The following is a 22157-nucleotide window of genomic DNA, read 5'->3' on the forward strand; positions in this document are numbered from 1 at the left end:
AAGCAGCGTCTCACTAGTTTGGCGTGACCTGCCCGATTAGGCCCTGACGTGGCGTCAGCGCCGTAATGTCCATGCCATGCGGAAAATTACTAAGAATCTCCTGCGGGTCCTGGGTGTCATCACAGTGCTGGTCTTCACCGCGGTGGGGGTTTCTGCCTATAACTACCACCACTATAAGCGCCGCGGTCCCGATCCCCGCGATAGTAGTGTCGTCGCGGCCCGGGGTGGCGTGACCCCAGTGTCTGGCACCTATATGCGTGGTTTCTACTACCCGGCCCATGGTGCCGCGCACCCGGGAACGGTTGTGGTGTTCAAGGGATCCGATGGGAGCAATAATGATGAATTAGCCCGACAGGTCAGGGATCAGGGCTATAACGTGCTGGGTTTGTATTTCTTCGGCCAACCAGGTCAGCAACAGTATTTAGCGAATGTGCCGCTGGAATTTTTCGACGAAGTATTGGCGTGGATTAATGACCATGGCGATGTGCAGGAACCTATCACTGTCATGGGAGTGTCTAAAGGGGCGGAACTGGTGGCTAACTTGGCGATTCGCTACCCAGAGATCGACAATATTGTGCTCTACACCCCTACGGCCTATAACTATCAGGGGATAAATTACCAGTGGGAGCCATCGCCCAGTTTCACCTGGCGGGGCGAGCCGGTCGACTATGTGCGGCTACGATTTCTCCCCTCAAGCATGGTGAGGTCAGTGATGAACCTACCAGTGTCGTACCGGAAAACTAGTGAACAGGCGTTAGCCGAGGCCACCAACCTAGAGGCTGCCCGCATCCCGATCGAACAATTCTCCGGGCACGGTCTGTTGTTTGCGGGCGATCAGGATGCTATGTGGCCGGCCGATACGGCAGTGCGGGAACTAAGCAGCCGCAATAAAAACCTGGAAGGCGTGGTGTACCACGGTGCGGGGCATTTGTTTGATGAGGACATCACCCACTATGGGCCAATATGGCCAACGATGTTTGGCGGTTCTATCGAAGGCAACCGAATGGCGAAAACCCAATCGGACGCCTTACTCTTCCAGCGGCTACAAACCTGGCACCGATAAGCGTGTACCCGTCCTACAACCCGAATCCTGATTGCGACGAATTGCCAACGTTATCCATAAAAAAGTTTTTATGTTCACAATTGACCTTGGCGTTATTTTCGCAATTATATAATCGTGACAAATTGCATTTCCTGGTGAGATCCGGGCAGTTATCATGAAAACTGTGGTGAGATAAGTAGGTGCTTATTATGCGAAAACTCCTGAGGATTTTACTGCGTTGCGTCAGCGTTGTCGTGGCGTTGTGCCTGGTACTGGCAGGGGTGATCGCATATAACCACAATCGCTACAAAATGCCGGGGGAGAACCCGCGTGATAGTAGTGTCGTAGCTCAACAAGGTGACGTGGAGTCTGTGACAGGCAACTACTTACGCGGGTTCTACTACCCGGCTCATGGCACAGCCCGCCCAGGAACCATAGTGGTATTCGGCGGTTCGGAGGGCAGCAATAATAATGATGCGGCCCGCGCACTCCAGCACCAAGGATATAACGTCTTGGGGTTGTATTTCTTCGGCCAACCGGGCCAACAGGCAGAATTAGTGAAGGTACCGCTTGACTTTTTCCAGGAGGCATTAGACTGGCTGAAGCAGCATCAACACCAGGGTCCGCTGACGGTATTGGGGGTGTCGAAGGGCGCCGAACTGGTGGCAAACCTGGCGGTTCGCTACCCAGAGATCGACAATATCGTGGTGTTTACCCCTTCGGCCTACACCTATCAGGGGTTGGGCGACTATCGCAATGGGGCGTCATCGAGTTTCACATGGAAGGGCGAGCCGGTACCTTATGTGCCGCTGCGCATGCCGCTTCGCACCACGATCCGTTCCATCCTGGCCCTGCCGGTGTCGTATCGGGAAACCTATGAGCTTTCGCTCGCCGAGGCACCCGATCGGGAGGCTGCTCGGATTAAGATTGAGGAGTTTGCTGGTCGGGGCCTATTGTTTGCGGGTGACCAGGATGCCATGTGGCAGGGGGAAGCGGCGGTGCGGGAGCTGAGCGAGCGCAATAAAAACCTGGAGGCTGTGGTCTACCCAAACGCCGGCCACGTGTTTACCGAGGACGCTACCAAGCTGGGGAATTCGTGGAAAACCATGCTGGGGGGAACAGTGGAAGGCAACCGGGAGGCGACGCTGCAATCCCGAACGCTGCTGAAGGAGCGCTTAGCCGCCTGGCACGCCAAGTAGGTAGTAGGCCGCCGTCCGTGCCCTGGTCGTCGTAACGCGCCCAAACCCATGAGTGGAGTACAAACAGTTCGATAGGCATAATTATATTGGTTATTCCAATTAATGTTGGTTGTTTTCAACTATTTCAATGAACGTTTACTGCTATCACGGCATGTAGAAAGACATAGAATCGCTGAGAGGTGCTGGAGGATCGCGCCGTACCAGTGATTATTTTGTGTCTCGTGATGACTATATCCCGGTTTTATCTCAGTAATTATTTCCATATTATTAATAACCATCACTGGTAACGAGCGTACGATATACGTATGAATACCAGGCGGTTAAGCGCATTATTGATGACATTATCCGCTATGGGAGTAATTCCGATAGTAAGGGGTGTAAAAATAATTAAACAAAGTTATAAACAATTGGAACGTTATCAGGTGAAAACCGCTGATTTGAGTTACGGCAGAATGACGTACGTGGATCAGGGGAGCGGGGAAACCCTCCTGGCGTTGCACGGGATCTTTGGTGGTTACGATCAAGGCTATGAGCTTGGGGTGAACTGCGGTTTTCCCGGTAGGGTCATCGCCCCATCGCGGTTTGGGTATCTGGGCAGCGATGTGTCGGGGCAGGGGACACCTAAGGAACAGGCCCGGGCATTGGTGGAATTATTGGACTATTCCGGTGTGGATAAAACCTTCGTGATAGGCGGCTCCGCAGGTGGCACACACGCTATCCGTTTGGCATTGGACTTTCCTGAGCGGGTGAAAGGCGTGATCCTTTATAGTTCGAGAATGCCGCTGCCGAAACGTCCGACAAAACCAATGCAATATAAATACATGGGTCCCCCAAAATTCATCTGTAACGATATTGCTATGTATTTACTGAGCCCGGTGGTGGCAATGATGACTTCCACACCATTGCACTCGGTTATGTCGATACTTCCCATCGAAAAACGGAAGGCGGGCGCCTATATTGATTCGGTAATTAGTAACCCGGATATGGCCAAAAATTTTGATGATTATCGGATTGAATCCCTCACGGTTCCAGTCCTCATTTTCAGCGCTATGGATGATAGGCTAATTAAATTCACAGATGTGGAAAAGGTGATTCGTAGGTTTCCTAATAAGGTGTTTGTTCCCTTTGAAAATGGGGGGCATTTAATCGTTGGTCATGATGTGGAAATCCATAATACTGTCAATGAATTTATTGCCAGATATCGGTGATTACATATCCATGGCGGGTGGTTGTGGCCTAATAGTCACGGGTGGTTGTGGCGGGAATCATGGCGGTAAAAACCGTTCGTGATATGACCGCAATCACGCCACCAATGACGGTGGCCACCCAACCAACCCCCTGTAGGCTGGGATTATTAAGACACCAGACGGTAAGTTGGCCAACGGCTGCCAGTAAAAGCCCCGCGATGATCCAGACCATATGTGGCGAATAAGTGTGTGAGTTATTCATTAATAAATAATCCTTACTGTTGGCTTGCCAACAATATTAAAATGCTGAGTTTATGTTACCGTGAACCTAGGACTACCTCAAGGATTGAAGCCATATAAGGTGTGCAGAAATTCTTATAAGCGTGCGACTATGAAGCTTACATAACGACACGCCCACTTGGTAGCATTTCTGATTTATTGTGGCGTGGTGTGGCATCGTCGCTGCTTATCTGCTAAAAATGGTCGTTGACTGCTTGTTTCAAGCCGGCTGTTATTAGATTCCCAGGAAGCTACCAGCTCGTTGGGGAATTTGGGTGATAGCATCAGTGGCTATGGCTTCAATACAGACTAAAACTAACGCTCATAAACTTGGAATTGCGCTGGCTGTTCTCATTAGCGCCAGTATAATCATATTGCCGTTTACCATGCATGTGGCGTTTTCGGCGTATACCCCGTTTTGTTTTTTCAGCGGCTCCATAGTGGCGTTGAGTGGGTTAGCGCTTCGGTCGAAGATGGTGGTGAGTTTAGGTTTTAGCATTGCCCTATGGACCATTATTAGTCCGTTCTTTTTTCTCATGTCCACAATGATTTAAATAGCATTATTTCTATATGGGGGTAGTTCCATGTTTACTTTTCGACGTCTATAGTCCGAGGGATTGCCCCCGTGATAATTGCATATCCTGCGTCGTTAGTTAGTGACGTGTGTTGATTGGCGATTTTTGCCAAGATAGAAATCATGGAAGCTGCAATTATCGTTGTGCTGGTTGTCGTCTTTGCCATTTTGGTCGTGATGATGATCATCGCTCTTGGTTCGCGTCGTAAAGACTCGAAAACCATTAGTTTTGAATCAAAGACCACTGATGAGCCAAAGCAATTAACACAACAGGAAAAGTCGGGAAATTATCAAGCCCAAGGCGGGTTCAATTTCGCCCCCGCGAAGAAGGAAGAAGCCGTCCTGCCTGGTCAAGAGTTAAAGACATCGGCTACTGCGGCCATCCCGACGGCGGCCCAGCCGGCATCTCAACCTACGGCTAATATTGATGCCCCGAGCGCTTCCGCCGCGAGCGAGAAACCGCACGAGGATCCGGAACCGGTTGCGGAAGCAGCGGTAGCAGAGCCCGAGACTTTAACGGTTGAGGCCGAGGCAAAGCCCGAGGATCCGGCCGTAGTCACGAAGAAGCCTGAGAGGGAAACGGAAAAAGAAGACGAACCCGTCGCCGCGGTGACGGAGACTGCCGAAGATTCTGAGCAGGACACCAAGCCTGAGGATCCAGAGACTGAGGAACCGGAGACTAAGCCCGAAGAGCCAGAAGACGAGAAGCTGGAAACGGTGGAGAATGAGGAACAGCCGGAGGTTGAGCCGGTCGACGATGAGCCCGTCGAAAACCAATCGGCCGTAGAAGAACCGGAGGCCGACGCCGCCGGAATGAACGCTGAAACCGTTGAGGATCGGTCGGCGAAAAAGCCTGTGGAAACCGACGAGGTTCAGCCAGCGAAGAAGCCTGCGGCAGAGGACGAGCCGGAGAAGGAAGAGGTAGCGAAGGCACCCCAGCCGGAAGAACAGCCGGAGCCGTCGAAACCGGGTCGGCAAAAGCGGAACAAGCCACAGAAACGCCAGAAGCAGCGCGGGAAGAAACAACAATCACGTGCCGCCGCCCAGGAAAAACCGGAAGAGGCTGTGGCCGCCGACGAGGCTTCGGAGAAACCGCAAAAATCCGACAGTGACACCACCAAAGACCATAAGGAAGAACCCGCACCCCAGAACGCCCAAAGCGATCGTGACGAGCAGACCAAAGACGTGGCAGACACGGAGCTTGAGGGCTCGTTTGAAAAACTCGATGAGTTCCACGAGCTTGTCGAGGAATTGCCGGATTCCGAAGAAATCCCGGTGGTGGAACAAGCCGAGCCGGAGGACGTCGACAAGCAGGATGCGCTAGAGGCTGCCGCCGCCGCGTCCGCGGTCGTCGAGGCCGCCGACAAGGCCCGCGCGGAAACCCCCGCACCCACGGAGAAGCCAAAACCCGCCGATGCCGAGCCGAAACCGCAGGACACGATCGAACCCGCGGTGGGGCGCATCGGTAAGTTGCGTGGTCGACTGTCGAAATCGCAAAACGTGTTTGGCCGATCGGTGCTGGGCATGCTGTCTGCCGGCGATCTCGACGACGATGCGTGGGAAGATATCGAAACGCAACTCATCCAAGCCGACCTTGGTGTGAAAATCACCACAAATGTTGTGGATGAGCTGCGGGAAATGATTGCTGAACGCGGCGTGTCGAGCGAGGACGAAGCCCGCGCCATGCTGCGGGAATGCCTGATTGCAGCCTGCAAGCCCGAACTGGATCGCTCGATCAAGGCCATGCCTTACAATGGCAAACCCGCGGTCGTTCTCATCGTGGGAGTCAACGGCACTGGGAAAACCACCACCACTGGTAAGCTCGCCCGCGTCCTGGTGTCCATGGGACATAAGGTGCTGCTCGGGGCGGCCGACACCTTCCGTGCCGCCGCCGCCGATCAGCTGGAGGCTTGGGGGCGTCGCGTTGGCGCCACCACCGTCCGCGGTGCCGAGGCCGCCGACCCCGCATCCGTTGCGTTTGACGCCGTGAGCAAGGGGGTGGAAACCCACGCCGACGTGGTCCTCATCGACACCGCCGGCCGGCTCCACAATTCCACCAACCTCATGGACCAATTACGCAAGGTCAAGCGGGTTGTTGAGAAAAAAGCCGTGGTGGATGAGGTACTTCTCGTCCTCGACGCCACCACCGGCCAAAACGGTTTGGTGCAGGCAAAAACCTTCGGCGACGTGGTCAATATCACCGGTGTGGTGCTCACCAAACTCGACGGCACGGCCAAGGGCGGCATCGTGTTCCAGGTGCAGGAAGACCTCGGAGTACCGGTGAAACTCGTGGGTCTGGGCGAAGGCGCCGACGATCTCGCACCCTTCGAAGTGGAAGGATTCGTGGACGCCCTACTGGGATAGTCCACCACGTGTGTGGGGGTAGGCGCGTCCTCCCCTATAATTACAGAGCAAGTACAAAATTCCACCCCATCATGAGCAGTAATCGCTTGTGGTGGGGTTTGGTGTGACTACACTAAGGCCATACATTAAATACCTGAAACTGTTTCAAGAAACCGAGACCGCCATGAAACTTGTGACCGCAATCGTTAAACCTTTCACACTCAGCGACATCAAGGATGCGTTAGAACAAGTGGGCGTGCACGCCATGACCGTGACCGAGGCCCAAGGTTTCGGGCAGCAAAAGGGGCACAACGAGGTGTACCGTGGGGCGGAATACGCCATTGATTTTGTTCCCAAGCTTAAGATCGAAATCGTTGTGGACGACCCCATTGTGGAGGACACCATCGCAGCCATTGTGGAAGCCGCCTACACCGGAAAAATCGGCGACGGTAAAGTATGGGTGACAGAAATCCAGGAGCTAGTACGGGTTCGTACTGGTGAGCGGGGTGTGGCCGCCATTTAAGGCCACGTCAGATTATTTGGGGGTGGGGGGATAATGGTGACAAAAATCAGCGACACTACCCATAAGGAATGAATTATGTGCTTGACGTTTTTGGGTACCGGCTCCGGCACCCCAACTCGTACCCGCAATACCGCGGCCACGATCTACGCCCGACCTGACCGTAGCGAATTCTGGCTTTTCGACTGCGGCGAGGCTACCCAACACCAAATGCTTCGCCACGGCATCAACATGAATAAAGTCAGCCGGGTCTTTATCACCCATATGCATGGCGACCACACATTCGGGCTGCCGGGTTTCATCTCCAGCCGGGCGTTCCGCACCCCGGGGGATCCGCTCACGATCTACGGGCCGCCCGGCATTGCAGAATTCGTGTCAGTCACCCTGAACACCTCGGCGTCGCATATTCGCTATCCCCTGGAGGTGGTGGAGCTCGACCACGCCGGGGAAGTCCCCCTGGGTCGGGATGATACCGTCACCGTACGCTACACCACGCTTGACCATGGCGTACAGTCGTACGCCTACCGCATCACCGAGGCCGACCAGCCAGGGGAGTTGCAGGTGGATAAGCTCATCGACCATGGGGTTCAGCCCGGGCCCTGCTATGGGCAGCTGAAACGCGGCGAAGACATCACCCTCGACAACGGCACGGTGCTCCGTAGCGCCGACTTTGTGGGCCCACCCCAATCCGGCCCCGATATTGTGCTCTTCGGCGACACTCGGTTCGTGCCCGGCCACGCCGACTTTGCCGCTGGCGCCGACCTCATGGTGCACGAAGCCACCTACGGTCCCGAATATCCCGATAAAGCACAGAAATATTTTCACTCCACCACCACGCAGGCCGCCGAACTTGCCCGCCAGGCTGGGGTGAAAAAACTCGTGCTCACCCATTTCAGCGCCCGCTACGACACCGATGAGAAGCTTGCCGAACTGCTGGCCGGCGCCCAAGCAATCTTCCCCCACACCGTTCTCGCCGCCGACGGCGCAACCATAGGCCTGTAAAGCATGCCGCAACCTGCCGCGGATATTCGTCGCACAGCTTTTCGACGCGCCACCGAACTGGTGGCGGCCCTTCACCTCCCGCATGGCACCGCCCTGGCCGCCACCGGATCCTACGCCCGCCGGGAATTAACCGCCCACTCCGACCTGGACCTGCTCCTCATCTGCCCACCCGATCAAGCCTTGGATAGCGCGGTGAAACACCAGGTGGAGAATCTGTGGTATCCCATTTGGGACGCCAAGATTCGCCTCGACTATGCCGTGCGCACCCCGGAGGAATGCGCCAACATCATTGCCGACAACGCCGTCGCCGGCCTGTCGCTGCTGGACCTCACGCACGTTGCCGGCAACCCCAGCCTCACCGAGCAGACTCGAAAACTCGTGCTACGCACCTGGCGGATAGCCCTGTCCCGCAACTTCGATAACATCATCGACATCGCCATCGCCCGGTGGCGGCGCTCCGGGCCGGTCGTCAGCATGACCCACCCCGACCTGAAACACGGCCGGGGCGGTCTCCGGGATCATGAGCTCCTCACCGCCCTCGCATTCGGAAACCTGTGCGACGCCCCCGACCTCACCGACCAGCGCACCCTCCTGCTTGATACCCGCACCATGCTCCACCAGCATGCCCGCAGATCTCGGGATGTTCTCGACCCGGAATTTGCCGCCGATATCGCCATTGACCTTGGGTTCCGCGATCGATACGCGCTCTCCCGCGCTATCGCCGAAGCCGCCCGTGCCATTGACGACGCCCTCACCAGCGGGCTCACCACCGCCCGAAATCTCCTCCGGCCCACCACCCCAACGAGTCTAAAACCCGAGCGACGCCGCCCCCTCGACATTGATGTTGTCGATGCCGGCGGCAGCGTCTCACTATCCCGCAACCCCAACCTCACCGACCCCGCCCTCCTGCTGCGCGTCGCGGCGGCCAGCGCCCGCACCGGATTGCCCATCCACCCCGCCACCTGGTCCCGCCTGGCCGCCCTACCGCCCATGCCCGACCGCTGGCCTGCGGCCGCGGCCAGCGATTTCCTCGCCCTCCTTTCCTCCCCACACCACACCGCCCGGGTCATTACCGAACTCGACAACCATGGACTATGGTCCCCCCTCGTCCCCGCCTGGGACAACATTCGCGGCCTCATCCCGCGCGAACCTATCCACACCCAAACCATCGACCAGCACTGCCTCCAAGTCACCCAAAACTGTGCTGCCCACCATGTTGCCGCCGCCCGACCCGACCTGCTCTACCTGGCCGCCCTCTTCCACGACATAGGCAAAGGACAAGGCGTCCCCCACGCCGAACTCGGCGCCACCCGCGTTGCCGTCATGGCCGCGACCCTCAGGCTGAACCATCATGACGCATCCGTGGTCACCACCCTGGTCCGCCACCACACCCTCATCCCCAACCTCGTGGCTCACCGGGACGTCGAATCCGACGACGCGGTCACCGAACTGCTCGACGCCGTGGGCTACGACCTGCTCACCGTCGAACTCATGCGAGTCCTCGTCCAGGCCGACGCCCTCGCTACCGGCACCTGGACCCCCACCCTCCGGGCCGGGACCGCCATACTGTGCGACCGGGCCCGCGCCCGACTCACCGGCAGTCAACCCCGACCGCCACGTCTCGACTTTCCCCACGACTTTACTTCCCGCGCCGGGTTGCCCCTCGACCTCATCCCCGGGCCCGAAGCCAATAACGCTACCGTCCGGTGGGTGGGACACTACCTGCGTGAAAGTATTCGCGTCCTGGCCCTCATAGCGGCTAAGGGTTGGAATATTAATTCCGCCGAATTCATTGTTGAACCCGATCACACCCGGGCCCGATTCACGGTGTACAACACGTTGGGAACCGGTTTCGATCAGGCAGAATTCGCCCAAGCGTATAAGTCCGGGGTTTACTCTGCCCTCCCGGACACCACCCCCACCATCGCCGCCACCACCGCCACCTTTTGGTTTGGCAATATCCTGGAAATCCGCACCACCGACCGGCAGGCCGCCTTGGGTACACTCATGGAAGTGTTACCGGAACTCCACTGGCTTACCATGAGCAACCCCGGGGCAACCATGATCGTGCAATGCAGTCTTCGCCCCGGCTTCGACCGGGCGGCCGTGGAACGTGACGTGACCCGAGTGCTGACAACCAGCTAGTATGAATGGGTTAGCTAGCTAAATTTTTTTAAGGAGTGATCCCACCGTGTTCGAATCCCTGTCCGATCGCCTCAGTGCCGCCTTATCTGGACTCCGGTCGAAAGGCAAGGTTACTGAAGCCGATGTGAATACGGTTTCCCGGGAAATCCGGTTAGCGCTGCTCGAAGCCGACGTCTCCCTGCCCGTTGTCCGCGGCTTTATTAAACGCATTAAAGAACGCGCCCTCGGCGTGGAGGTTTCTAAGGCACTCAACCCGGCCGAACAGGTCATCAAAATCGTCAACGAAGAGCTCACCACCATTCTTGGTGGCGAAACCCGGCGCATGAATGTGTCCAAAAAACCGCCGACAGTCATCATGCTTGCCGGCCTGCAAGGCGCGGGTAAAACCACCCTCGCCGGCAAACTGGCCTACTCGCTGAAGGAACAAGGGCACACCCCCATCCTGGTGGCCTGCGACCTGCAGCGCCCTGGCGCGGTCCAACAGTTGCAGATCGTTGGTGAGCGCGCGGGCGTGCCGACCTTCGCCCCGGATCCGGGAACCTCGCTGGACACCCTGGAGCACGAGATGGGCACCTCCCATGGGGATCCGGTCGCGGTTGCTAGGGCAGGCGTTGCGGAGGCCCGCCAGAAAAAACACGACTACGTTATTGTGGACACCGCCGGTCGGTTGGGTATTGATGAAACCCTCATGACCCAGGCCCGGAATATTCGGGATGCCATTCAGCCGGATGAGGTGTTTTTCGTCATTGACGCCATGATCGGCCAGGATGCGGTGACCACCGCCGAGGCGTTCCGTGATGGTGTGGATTTCACCGGTGTGGTATTGACCAAGCTTGACGGTGATGCCCGTGGTGGTGCCGCGTTGTCGATCCGGGAGGTGACCGGTAAGCCCATCATGTTCGCCTCTACCGGCGAAAAGATGACCGATTTTGATGTGTTCCACCCGGATCGGATGGCGAACCGGATTTTAGGTATGGGGGATGTGCTTACCCTGATTGAGCAGGCGGAGAAGTCCCTCGACCAGGAGCAGGCGTTAGAGACCGCGTCGAAGCTGTCCACCGGTGAGCTCACCCTGGAGGATTTCCTGAATCAGATGTTGATGATTCGGAAGATGGGGCCCATCGCTAACCTGCTGAAGATGCTGCCGGGGGGTTCGCAAATGTCTGCGATGGCGGACATGATAGATGAGAAGCAGTTGGATCGGGTGCAGGCGATTATTCGGGGCATGACGCCGCTGGAGCGCAACAATCCGAAGATTTTGAATGCGTCGCGTCGGCGGCGGATCGCTAACGGTTCCGGGGTGACGGTGACGGAGGTCAACCAACTCATCGAACGGTTCTTCGAGGCGAAGAAGATGATGGGGCAGATGGCGAACCAGATGGGTCTCGGCGGTGGCCGGAGCGCCACGAAGAAGAAGCCCAAGGGCCGGAAGGGTAAGAACGGTAAGCGTCGGCCCCCAAAGCAGTCCCGGGGCGGCGGTATGCCGAACATGGGGGGCATGCCGGGCATGGGTGGTGGCATGCCAAGCATGGCGGAGTTGCAGAAAATGCAGGAACAGCTTGGTGGCGGCGGTATGCCCCCGATGCCCAAGGGGCTTGAGGGCGTTGACTTAAATAATCTCGATTTCAGCCAGGTGGATAAGAAGAAGAAACGGCCACGTTAGTGACGCTTTTCGACGCCGGGAGGTGCGGCGTCGAAAAGCTTTTTAGTGTAAAAAGGCCTGTATGAGCACACACCTAACCGGGCTCACCTCCGCCGAGGCTGCCGACCGGCTGGAGCGCTTCGGGCCCAATCAGCTACGCGCGCAAAAAACCGAGCCGCAGTGGCGTAAATTTCTCCGCCAATTCCAAGACCCCCTCGTCTACCTGCTGTTTATCGCCATGGGAATTTCCCTGGGTGCCTGGATCGTGGAGGGGGCCACTGGCGCGCCCATTGATGTTATTGTCATCGCCATCATCGTGATCGCTAACGCTATTTTGGGGTACACCCAGGAGGCGAAAGCCGCCGACGCGGTGGCTGCTTTGGCGAAAATGACCGCCGCGAATTCCACCGTGATGCGTGACGGTAAACAACAAACCATCCCCTCCCATAACCTGGTTCCCGGCGACGTGCTTCTCCTGGCCGAGGGCGACGCCGTGGGCGCGGACGCAACCCTCATTGAGGCCACCGACCTGTATATTCAGGAGGCGGCGCTCACCGGCGAATCCGAGGCCGTCCATAAAACCCCCGAGCCGGTGGCCGACGACGCGCCCCTGGGGGAGCGCACCAACACCGTGTTTAAGGGCACCGCGGTGGTGCGCGGCGTGGGGGTCGCCGAGGTGCAGCACACCGGCATGGACACGCAAATGGGTTCCATCGCCACCATGCTGGCGGATACCGAGCAGGACCAAACCCCGCTCAATAAGGAAATCACCGAAGTGTCGAAAATGCTTGGCCTGCTGGTGGTGGGGATCGCCATTGTGGTCATGGCGGCACTGATCCTCATTAATGGGGCGCGCACCCCGGAGGAAATGGTGCAGATCCTCATCCTGGGTGTATCCCTGGCTGTTGCCGCCGTCCCCGAGGGGCTGCCGGCAATCCTGTCGCTGGTGCTGGCCATTGGGGTGCAGAAGCTTGCCAAACATAATGCGGTGATGAAGAACCTGCCCTCGGTGGAGACCCTGGGGTCGGCCAGCGTGATTTGTTCCGATAAGACCGGTACTCTCACCAAGAACGAAATGACGTTGCAGCGGGTGGTCACGGCCTCCGGCACCACGCTGCTTGGCGGGGCCGGCTATGATCCCACCGGCACGGTCACGGACACCACCAGTGACGTGGCCCGCGACGAGGCCTGCCAGGCGGTGATGGCCGGCGCGGTCGCCAATAACGCCCAGCTCGACCGCGCCGAGGACGGCACCTGGGAGATCGTGGGCGACCCCACCGAGGCGGCCTTCCTCGTGGCCCTCCCCAAGTTTGGTGCGGACGTCGCCGAAAACACCCCCGGAAGGGACGAACGGGTGAGCGAAAACCCGTTCTCCTCGGAGCGGAAAATGATGTCCGTCACCACGACAGACCGCCTGTATGCGAAGGGCGCACCGGACATCCTGCTCGAACTGTGCACCACCGAACTGCGTGGGGGAGCGGCGGAACCACTCACCGACGAGCGGCGCACCAGCATCCAGGAGACCATCACCGGGCTGTCCGCCCAGGGCTTCCGCACCCTCGGGGTAGCCCGCCGCGACGGCAACGATCCGGCGGAAGAAAACCTGACGTTCCTGGGGGTGGCGGGGATCATGGACCCGCCGCGCAGCGAAGCCCGGGACGCCATCGCCGAGGCCCATCGGGCGGGGATCCGCACCATCATGATTACCGGCGACCACCCGGTGACGGCGGCCAGCATCGCCCACAGCCTGGGCATTGATGCCGGACCCGGCGGCAGCATGGCCGCGGGCGACACCGGGGGGACCAGCGTGGGGAAGGCCGTCACCGGCCGGGAGATCGACGCCATGAGCGAGGAAGAATTCCGGGCGGCAGTAGCCACCACCAACGTGTACGCCCGGGTGGCGCCCGCCCACAAACTACGGATCGTGGACGCCCTGCAAGACGAGGGCAATATTGTGTCCATGACCGGCGACGGAGTGAACGACGCCCCCGCGCTGAAAAGCGCCGACATTGGGGTGGCCATGGGCATCACCGGCACGGAGGTGACAAAAGAAGCCGCCACCATGATCCTCACCGACGACAACTACGCCACCATCGTGTCCGCGGTGGAACAGGGCCGCGCCACCTTCGACAACATTCGAAAATTCTTGCGGTACCTATTGAGTTCGAACATGGGTGAAGTCGCCACCGTGTTCGGTGGGGTAGTACTGGCCGCCCTGCTGGGGCTCACCACCGGCGAAGGTGGGGTAGTGCTGCCGCTACTGGCAACCCAAATTTTGTGGATCAACCTCATCACCGACTCCGGCCCGGCCCTCGCAATGGGCGTGGACCCCACCGACGAATCCGTCATGAACCGCCCACCCCGCAACATGGCCGACCGGATCATCAACAAAGCCATGTGGTGGCGAGTCATCTACATCGGGGTCATCATGGGCCTGGTCACCCTGCTCAGCATCGACATGTTCTATCCGGGCGGTCTAATAGCCGGCTCGGACAGCTTGGACACCGCCCGGACCGTGGGATTCACCACGCTCGTGCTGGCCCAACTCTTCAACGCCCTCAACTCCCGCTCCGAAACCCAAAGCGCATTCCACCACATGACCAGCAACCGGTGGCTGTGGTACGCCATCGGGTTGGGTGTGGTGCTGCAAATCATGGTGGTGCACGTGCCATTCCTCCAAACAGCATTCGGTACCACGGCACTCGACCCACTCCACTGGGCGGTTGCCATCGGCATGGCATCCATCGTGCTGTGGGCGGAAGAACTATCGAAGCTGGTGCGCCGCCAACTGGCAAAACCGGTCGCAGACACCGCCCCGGCCGCGGCGTCGCAAAGCGCATAAAAGTTGACGCGGACAGTGAAAATAGCATACAGTGTTCAGGTTCCTGCGATTACACCGCCCCTGACCCCGGTCAGCCGGTCTGTCACATCGCAGATAAAACCCAAAAGGGCTGAACCGGCCGCGCAACCCGTGCGGCGCCTGTACTACCCAGTGACATAAAGGAACCATTATGGCAGTCAAAATTAAACTCCAGCGGCTAGGCAAAATCCGCAACCCCCAATACCGTGTCGTGATCGCCGACGCCCGCACCCGCCGCGACGGCAAGGTCATCGAAAACATCGGCATCTACCAGCCCAAAGAAAACCCCTCGCTGATCCGCATCGACTCCGAGCGGGCCCAATACTGGTTGGGCGTGGGCGCACAGCCGACCGACCCGGTACTGGCACTGCTGAAGATCACCGGCGACTGGCAGAAGTTCAAGGGCCTGCCCGGTGCCGAAGGTAAACTCCGGGTCGCCCCGGAAAAGCCCTCCAAGCAAGAACTCTTCAACAAGGCACTGGCCGAGGCCAACGAAGGCCCCAGCCTCCAAGACGTGGTAGAAAAGGCCCGCAAGTCGAAGGAAGAAAAGGCAGTGAAGGCCGCCGCCGAAATCGCCGCAGCCGAAGAAGCCTCCGAATAACCTTATCGACACGCTTTAGTTTGAGCGCACAAGCCCCCGTCCACTATCAAGCGGGGGCTTTTCGACGTCGGTTCCAACGGGGGCGGCTCAACTATGCCGCTTCCCTTGGGCACACCGCAGCGAAAACATGCTGGAAAACCTGTTATCTATTTCCAAAGAGATCATTAACGCATTGCTATGAAGCACCGCGATGCGGCCATCATCAGCCAACTCGAAACAATACATCACCCTTGTGGCCCGAACCTTCCCGGGCGGGTGAAACTCCAGCCACAGATTCAGGTTATGAGACCCGCAAGCATAAAAATAGTTGCGGATCGTCATCCTCCCATTGACGAGACAATTGGCCCAATACCGAACCGTCGCCAAACCCTCACCATAATACGGGACACTGGTGAGCCGAGCATCAGGATGAAAACACTCAACGATCCCCGCCATGTCCTGCGCATTCACCGCATCAACAAATGCGGCTATCTTGGGAGGAATCCGATCCAGGTCGACCATGGGTGACCTAACGGTCCTCGCCAGTCAACATGGTGAGCAGAAACACGCTGCCCGCCGGGTCCGCATCCTCCGGGCAATCCACCCGATGCCGCACATGCTGATCCACATGCATAATCGTGCCCGGCGTCAACGTGGTCACCTCATCCCCAACCGTAAACGTCACACGCCCCGTGATCGCCTGCACAAAAATCGGGTGGGCCGCCTCATGATCCGGCAACACCTGGCCGGGCAGAAACGTAAAAAGAATCAGATTCGCCCGATTTCCCTGAAGCACCCGCTTCACCGCCGGCCGCTGCTTCCCGGGCTGCGGCTCAGGGGCCTGCGCCACCAGGTCAATCGTTGCGGCGGTGCCCGACTGCTCGGCGTCGCCAAAGGTTTCAGGGGAATTCACTGGAATATTCGTCATGGCACCTAGTGTAAAACAGATTGTCCGATGGTTTCCTCACCATGGCGACCGGTTGCTAAGCTCAATGCTCATGGAGCTAATGATTGGGCGCGTCATCAAGGCGCACGGCATACGGGGGGAAGTCGTGGTCGACCCCACCACCGACGAACCGGACATCCGCTACGCGCCGGGGACGGTCCTGCACGGCAAGCAGGGCAAACGGGAACACACGCTCACCGTGGCCCACGCCCGCCCCCACCAGGGGCGATTATTGGTGACCTTCGACGAGGTGCCGGACCGCACAGCCGCGGAATCATTGCGCGGCACCCAGTTTTGGGCGGAACAGTTAGACATTGATGACGATGAGGAAGGCTTCTACGACCATGACCTGACGGGGCTGCGGGTCATTCACGAAGGTGCGGAGATCGGCACGGTGACCGGGGTGATGTCCGGCCCGGCTGGCACTATTCTGGAGGTGGAGCTTGCCGGCGGCAAGCAGGCATTGGTGCCGTTCGTGTTTGACATTGTTCCCGAAGTCGATCTTGAGGCCGGCACGTGCACGATCACTCCGCCGGACGGATTATTGGACATATAAGAATATGCGCATTGATATCGTTACGATTTTTCCCGAGTATGTAGAGCCCCTGCGGCATGCCCTGTTGGGGAAGGCATTGGAGCAGGGCATCCTGTCCGTTGGCGTTCATGACCTGCGGGATTGGGCGCAGGATGCGCATAAGTCGGTGGACGACACTCCCTGCGGCGGTGGCCCCGGCATGGTGATGAAACCCACGGTGTGGGGTCCCGCGTTGGATGATATTGCCTTGGGTGCTATTGCCGGGAAAGAGTTGGATTCGGCCGCACTGCACCGTGATACCCGTACCTACATCGGCGAGGTGGATGATGCCGCGGACCTGCCGTTGCTGTTGGTGCCCACGCCCGCCGGCACCCCGTTCACCCAGGCGGACGCGCAGGCCTGGGCCAAGGAGCCCCACATTGTGTTTGCTTGCGGCCGTTACGAGGGCATCGACCAGCGGGTCATCGAGGATGCGGCGAAGCGTTACCGGGTGCGGGAGGTGTCCATTGGCGACTATGTGCTCATCGGTGGGGAAGTGGCGGTGCTCGTGATCGCCGAGGCCGTGGTGCGGTTGATTCCCGGGGTGTTGGGTAATAAGCGCAGCCACCAGGAGGATAGTTTTTCCGATGGCCTGTTGGAGGGCCCGTGCTACACGAAGCCGCGGGTGTGGCGGGACCTGGAGGTTCCCGAGGTGCTATTTTCCGGCGACCATAAGCGGATCGACCGGTGGCGCCGCGACCAGTCCTTGCTGCGCACCAAACAGGTTCGCCCCGAGTTGCTGGATCGGGTGGTTTTAGATGAGGATGACACCATGACGCTGCACGGTCGACCCATCAGTACTGATATGAATATCCTGGTCACTAGGTCCGAATGGCAAAAGATTGCCCCCAAGTTGCCGAAGAAGCTTTCGAAGAACGGTTATCGGGTGTCGGCGATCCATGCGGAGGAAATCAATTTAAGCTGCGAGCCGGATAACATGCTGGTTTCCGAGTATGAGCAGGCCGAAGGCCACCCGCCGGTGAGTGAGATTCTGCACCGCGTCATCATCCATGGGGTTACCGCCCTTCCGCTTGTCGACGCCACTAAAGCCGTGACCCAAGCCCTGCCGAAGGGGACCTATTGGTATGGGACCTCCCTGGAGGGAACCTTGGACCCCGAGGTCACAGCCTTTTGCGCCTGGCAGGGGTAGGGGCGGGATTGTGTTTCTCACTAGTTGAATTGGTTTCCTGGATAACCCTCTAGGAAAAGCTACCATGGCATGTAGCTTAACCCGGTGGATCCATTGACTTTATTAATGTATTCCCTATCGAATACTACGATGCGTTCGACTTTGACGTGGGGGAGTTCTTCTGGCCAGGGGTCGTCTAGGTCGGGTTCGAGGAGGAGTCCGGGGAATAAGGGTGAGGAGAAGTCTTCGGTGAGGTCGCTGTATTCGAAGCCAAGGTTCATGTCATGGACTTCGGCCATGGGCATTCCTATGGTGATATTATTGTGGAATTTTCCCGTATAGCCAGGTAGTGCGGATATTCGGTAAATTAATCCTGAGGACATGTTAACACGAAATTCGATGAAGTAGTCCGTGAGTTCGTAGATGACTGTGTGGTAGCCGGCCATTTCGTAGAGTATTTTTTCTCGTGTGGGTTGGCATTGAACTATGGAACTCCAATATTTTGAGACGGGCTCCAGTAGTGTTATCCCGCCCAGCGACTTGCTGGGGATAATATCGGCATTGGAAGTAAAATACATCATGAGTCACCAATCCTAGAACATCATTATTCAAAACAGAATCCTTTGAATCTTTCCATTAATGGGAAAACGTGGTTCTGAGTTCCGAAGGTATGGTGTCTGTTGGTTGTTCTTAGACGACTGGTAAGAGCTAAGATGCAGGCTTGACAGTGTGCGTCTAGTAATTTCGATACGCTTTAAAACGCTCCCACATCAGCTAGCACCTATAACGAACATGGAGCAGTTCATTAACCTTCATACACAGCACTGGGCTGTTCATCATCGGAAATATGGTTTGTCATGGTACACCCGCATTCCTCGTAGCGATTCCAAATCAACCACTGGGTCCATGGCTGCGAATTTGTGGGCGTCTGCATTGGTAAGAATCTCAATGGGGTCATCTACATCAGGATTATCGAAATCCTCATCATTGACCCATAACGCTAAAAACGGCCTTTTGAGTTCCAGGTCAAGCCACGCACCAGATTCTACTAGATCATGCAGAAGCACTTCGGTGAAATAGTCGGGTGGTCCACACCCAGGTCGGCCTAATATTGCAGGAGGGCGGGCTTCGTCAGCAACCCGCTGAAACAAAAGTTTAGTCATTATTACCACTACCTTGAAGATTATTTTGGCTTCAAACTATTCAGTCAACAATGAAGCTTATTCAGTCGTTGGGAAAATCTATCTACGCCAACAGGTGGAAGATCGGAAAGAACATGCTATCTAGCTTGGTCTTCCTTACTTACAAACACTAATCATGTTTGAGGACATTGAATAAGCTTCAATATTTCTATGATTATAGATTTTAGTAGCTTTCTCCTGGATACGGTGGCAACATTTCCAGCATCATACGGGACCACTCATGCCATAAAACCTTATCTTTGCCCGTCATGCTCACTACCCGTACACCGTTTTTCCCGAAATGCGCGAATATATCTGTGTTTTTCAGATCGGTTGTGTATGCCTTGCCATCGGTTTTATCAACAATGCAGTTATAGAATGGTTGATTCGGTACCGTGTATTCCCCTGTTCCTGAATAATCCTGAAAGGGTATTGCTACCACCAAAAACTGTGTAGGCGACTCAAACCCCCACGTATCAAATAATGCTAACGGGCGATCCAAATCCTTCCTGGCGGCCACGGCTTTACGGGCATCATCTAACGACGCAATAGGGGTAGAAAACGTGATTACCGGCGGGTGAAAATCCGGTATCCCCGTTTCATGGTCTAGCTCTGCGAAGCTGTTTTGTATCCGCTCATAATCCCAACAAAACCCTTTCGCAGTGTTGCAAATACCATAAGGCAATTGTGAAATAGGAAACTCTGAGCCATTTACAATACTACTTAATACATCGTTCTTTGCCGTGAACCTGATGTCCTCCTCTACGGTAGCTGCTGACTCTTCGTCCATGATTTCCGCGTACTTCGCATAAAACTGCTCAACCTTACGAATATATGTAGGATCCTCGAAAGAAGATTCCGACAACTCTATTACACACTGCCAAGCGTCACCATAAGTCACACCATTTTTCCGCATATAGTGAAACATAAACCGCTTCGCTAATTCTACTGGGCCATACTTAGCTACCCCAGCATCAATAGCAGCATTCAGCTCGGAAGGAAAACCAACACGCATAATCAACAACTTTCTACCATAAAGGTCATTTAGCCATTGGAAAAATAATGTTTGAGAATAACTGGTCGAACATTATCCTGTGCACTGTAATTAATAGCCTGGATGTTACTACGGCCAGGATCCCTTCTATCTTTTCGATGTGCATCGCATTCCAGTTGCTCGAAACTCATTCCAAACTTTTCACTTTTTCGAGCAGCTTGTCGAAGTCCCAGCGGGAATCCAACATGGCGTAGCAGGCGTGATAAGGGAGTTCCGCTATTGGGCTGCCGAGGTCGCGCAGGATGCCATCTATCATGGACATGCGTGCAACAAGCGTTTTCAGCTGTTCTGGCTCGTAGTCGATGCCCGAGCAATAATCCTCATCATATTTTTCGGACAACCGTTCAAGCCGGCCGATATACGAGGAATCCCTGTAGGAGGATTCGGACAACTCCGCTACACAATCCCATACCTCACCACTGCGTATCCCATGATCCAGCAAATGGCTGAAAAGGAATTTCTTTGTAAACCCCAACGGGCCAAATTTCGCGGTTGCAGCATCAATTTCGGCCACCAACTCCGGTGGGAGACCATGCTGGAACCTGGACGCATAAGCGAGGTTTTCGATAGTTTCCTGGATCTGATCAAATCCCCACTGATAGTCTTTCGCGTTATAGCAAATATGAAACGGGAGATACCTCACAGGATCCCGTAGCCCATAAGACAAGCCGTCAGCAACCGTCACCGCTACGTCTGCTTCGTTCCACCGCTCGGGTTCTTTCCGAAGGTCAATCGCCCTATCTTCCGAATAAAATTCAGGAGCATACTTCTCATATAACTGATCTAACCGATCACTATAGTTGGCATCACTAAACGATGATTCCGATAACTCATGCACGCACTCCCACATTTCGTCATCAAAAATCCCCCGTTGCGACATGTAGAAATACAAAAGCTGCCTTGTTAACTCAAACGGGCCCATCTGGGCTGATGCTGCATGAATCACCGCAATCAGCTCGGAAGAAAACACACGATCATAAAAAGCCACAGCAACCCATCCTCTCAGATATTAGGATTCATTGGTGGGGTTTGGGCTGGCATGTATGGAGATTAGTCCTCCTCGGGGTATGGTGGTCGCGTCTCTACCACCCGCACACCATCACAGCCGAACTTGTCAAACAAACCCCAATTCGGAAACCAGACGAATACGCTTTGCCGTCAATAGTCGCCGCCGACGTGTCCATCCTGGTCCCAGGTGATGGCTATCCGGGCACCTTTGTGGAAACAAAATATCTGACAAGCCGAGCCATGTTCCTTACCGATACCCCGAAAAACGCGGCGGCGGTTATTGCTCCCGAAGCTGGTCCCGCTCTGAACGTTGCGGGTCGACAAACCGGGTCACCCGCGCCGGCACACCCACGGCAATCGCGTTGGCGGGAATGTCTTTCGTTACCACGCTGCCTGCCCCGATTACCGCGTTATCCCCAATGGTCACCCCGGGCAGCACCGTGACGTTAGCCCCAAGCCACACACCATTGCCGATCGTAATCGGGTGGGCAATCTCCCAACCCTCCCGGCGCATCTCGTAATCATCCACCGGGTGGGTGACCGTAATCAGGTTACAGTTCGGCCCAATCTGCACCCACTCACCAATGGTGACTGTGGTGGTGTCCAGGATGGTGACCCCAAAATTAATGAACGTGTTCGGCCCAATGGTGGTGTTCACCCCGTATTCAATCATCATAGGGGGCTGCACTCGGCATGGCCCGCTCGCCGGGTGAATAATCCGCCGCAACAACCGGTCCAGGGCGCCCCGGTCCGAGGGGGTGATCTTATTATATTCGTGCACCAAATCTATGGTGATCTTGGTTTGGCCCGAGCCGGGAATGTGCCACACCCCGGGCTGGGGGAGATCGGTTTTCTCATGCATGACGCCCCAGTGTACCCACCTTGGGGCGTC

The 22157-nt window shown here is 56.6% G+C and carries 20 protein-coding genes; 12 read left to right on the top strand and 8 right to left on the bottom strand.

Annotation, left to right across the window (positions count from 1 at the left end):
- Positions 1-76: 76 nt before the first annotated feature.
- The 3 genes from HBA49_RS04300 to HBA49_RS04310 all read left to right on the top strand — a co-directional run bounded on the left by HBA49_RS04300 (position 77) and on the right by HBA49_RS04310 (position 3449).
- Positions 77-1063 carry an acyl-CoA thioester hydrolase/BAAT C-terminal domain-containing protein gene (locus HBA49_RS04300; protein ID WP_005525990.1) on the top strand — a complete coding sequence of 329 codons (987 nt, stop codon included), beginning with the start codon at positions 77-79 and terminating at the stop codon, positions 1061-1063.
- A gap of 350 nt (positions 1064-1413) precedes the next feature.
- The gene (locus tag HBA49_RS04305; RefSeq protein WP_225866011.1) at positions 1414-2241 is read left to right on the top strand and encodes an acyl-CoA thioester hydrolase/BAAT C-terminal domain-containing protein; all 828 of its coding nucleotides are present in this window, start codon (positions 1414-1416) and stop codon (positions 2239-2241) included.
- 305 nt (positions 2242-2546) lie between these two features.
- Positions 2547-3449: an alpha/beta fold hydrolase gene (locus HBA49_RS04310; protein ID WP_112767165.1), complete on the top strand. Its 903-nt coding sequence runs from the start codon at positions 2547-2549 to the stop codon at positions 3447-3449.
- 28 nt (positions 3450-3477) lie between these two features.
- On the opposite strand, the gene HBA49_RS04315 is transcribed toward HBA49_RS04310, so the two are convergent.
- Positions 3478-3690, bottom strand: coding sequence for a hypothetical protein (locus tag HBA49_RS04315; protein WP_005521925.1), 213 nt, complete (start codon positions 3688-3690; stop codon positions 3478-3480).
- Positions 3691-5094: 1404 nt separating this feature from the next.
- On the opposite strand from HBA49_RS04315, the gene ftsY reads away from it, so the two are divergent.
- From ftsY to rpsP, 7 genes are all read left to right on the top strand, one after another.
- Positions 5095-6645 carry a signal recognition particle-docking protein FtsY gene (gene ftsY, locus HBA49_RS04320; RefSeq protein WP_338080830.1) on the top strand — a complete coding sequence of 517 codons (1551 nt, stop codon included), beginning with the start codon at positions 5095-5097 and terminating at the stop codon, positions 6643-6645.
- 163 nt (positions 6646-6808) lie between these two features.
- The gene (locus HBA49_RS04325; protein ID WP_034995695.1) at positions 6809-7147 is read left to right on the top strand and encodes a P-II family nitrogen regulator; all 339 of its coding nucleotides are present in this window, start codon (positions 6809-6811) and stop codon (positions 7145-7147) included.
- Between the two features lie 75 nt (positions 7148-7222).
- A complete protein-coding gene (gene rnz, locus HBA49_RS04330) occupies positions 7223-8146 on the top strand; it encodes a ribonuclease Z (protein ID WP_005526305.1) in 924 nt (307 codons plus the stop codon).
- Between the two features lie 3 nt (positions 8147-8149).
- Positions 8150-10291 (top strand): [protein-PII] uridylyltransferase, encoded by a 2142-nt coding sequence (locus HBA49_RS04335; protein WP_005525957.1) that lies wholly within the window; start codon positions 8150-8152, stop codon positions 10289-10291.
- 46 nt (positions 10292-10337) lie between these two features.
- Entirely contained in the window at positions 10338-11954 is a 1617-nt protein-coding gene (gene ffh, locus HBA49_RS04340) for a signal recognition particle protein (protein WP_005521934.1), read from the top strand.
- Between the two features lie 61 nt (positions 11955-12015).
- Positions 12016-14775 (top strand): cation-translocating P-type ATPase, encoded by a 2760-nt coding sequence (locus HBA49_RS04345; RefSeq protein ID WP_005525587.1) that lies wholly within the window; start codon positions 12016-12018, stop codon positions 14773-14775.
- Between the two features lie 169 nt (positions 14776-14944).
- Positions 14945-15394, top strand: coding sequence for a 30S ribosomal protein S16 (gene rpsP / locus HBA49_RS04350; RefSeq protein WP_005521943.1), 450 nt, complete (start codon positions 14945-14947; stop codon positions 15392-15394).
- Positions 15395-15481: 87 nt separating this feature from the next.
- Here the strand turns inward: rpsP and HBA49_RS04355 are convergent, their stop codons facing one another.
- Positions 15482-15895, bottom strand: coding sequence for a nuclear transport factor 2 family protein (locus HBA49_RS04355; RefSeq protein ID WP_040431874.1), 414 nt, complete (start codon positions 15893-15895; stop codon positions 15482-15484).
- A gap of 7 nt (positions 15896-15902) precedes the next feature.
- Positions 15903-16301 carry a cupin domain-containing protein gene (locus HBA49_RS04360; protein WP_005526206.1) on the bottom strand — a complete coding sequence of 133 codons (399 nt, stop codon included), beginning with the start codon at positions 16299-16301 and terminating at the stop codon, positions 15903-15905.
- Between the two features lie 64 nt (positions 16302-16365).
- Here HBA49_RS04360 and rimM point away from each other — a divergent pair, with 64 nt between their 5' ends.
- Together rimM and trmD are read left to right on the top strand one after the other, a co-directional pair.
- Positions 16366-16875 (top strand): ribosome maturation factor RimM, encoded by a 510-nt coding sequence (gene rimM / locus HBA49_RS04365; protein ID WP_005526483.1) that lies wholly within the window; start codon positions 16366-16368, stop codon positions 16873-16875.
- Positions 16876-16879: 4 nt separating this feature from the next.
- Complete coding sequence (gene trmD / locus HBA49_RS04370; RefSeq protein WP_005525765.1) at positions 16880-18043, top strand: tRNA (guanosine(37)-N1)-methyltransferase TrmD; 1164 nt, start codon at positions 16880-16882, stop codon at positions 18041-18043.
- Positions 18044-18102: 59 nt separating this feature from the next.
- Here trmD and HBA49_RS04375 read toward each other — a convergent pair whose 3' ends face one another.
- From HBA49_RS04375 to HBA49_RS04395, 5 genes are all read right to left on the bottom strand, one after another.
- Positions 18103-18603: a hypothetical protein gene (locus HBA49_RS04375; RefSeq protein WP_005525625.1), complete on the bottom strand. Its 501-nt coding sequence runs from the start codon at positions 18601-18603 to the stop codon at positions 18103-18105.
- 255 nt (positions 18604-18858) lie between these two features.
- Positions 18859-19185, bottom strand: coding sequence for a hypothetical protein (locus HBA49_RS04380; RefSeq protein WP_005526008.1), 327 nt, complete (start codon positions 19183-19185; stop codon positions 18859-18861).
- Positions 19186-19387: 202 nt separating this feature from the next.
- The gene (locus HBA49_RS04385; protein WP_040431873.1) at positions 19388-20218 is read right to left on the bottom strand and encodes a hypothetical protein; all 831 of its coding nucleotides are present in this window, start codon (positions 20216-20218) and stop codon (positions 19388-19390) included.
- A gap of 166 nt (positions 20219-20384) precedes the next feature.
- Entirely contained in the window at positions 20385-21245 is an 861-nt protein-coding gene (locus HBA49_RS12860; RefSeq protein WP_005526249.1) for a hypothetical protein, read from the bottom strand.
- A 297-nt stretch (positions 21246-21542) separates the two neighbouring features.
- A complete protein-coding gene (locus HBA49_RS04395) occupies positions 21543-22127 on the bottom strand; it encodes a sugar O-acetyltransferase (protein WP_005526572.1) in 585 nt (194 codons plus the stop codon).
- Between the last annotated feature and the right edge of the window lie 30 nt (positions 22128-22157).

It is taken from the genome of Corynebacterium matruchotii (genome assembly GCF_011612265.2).
Taxonomy (GTDB): Bacteria; Actinomycetota; Actinomycetes; order Mycobacteriales; family Mycobacteriaceae; genus Corynebacterium; species Corynebacterium matruchotii.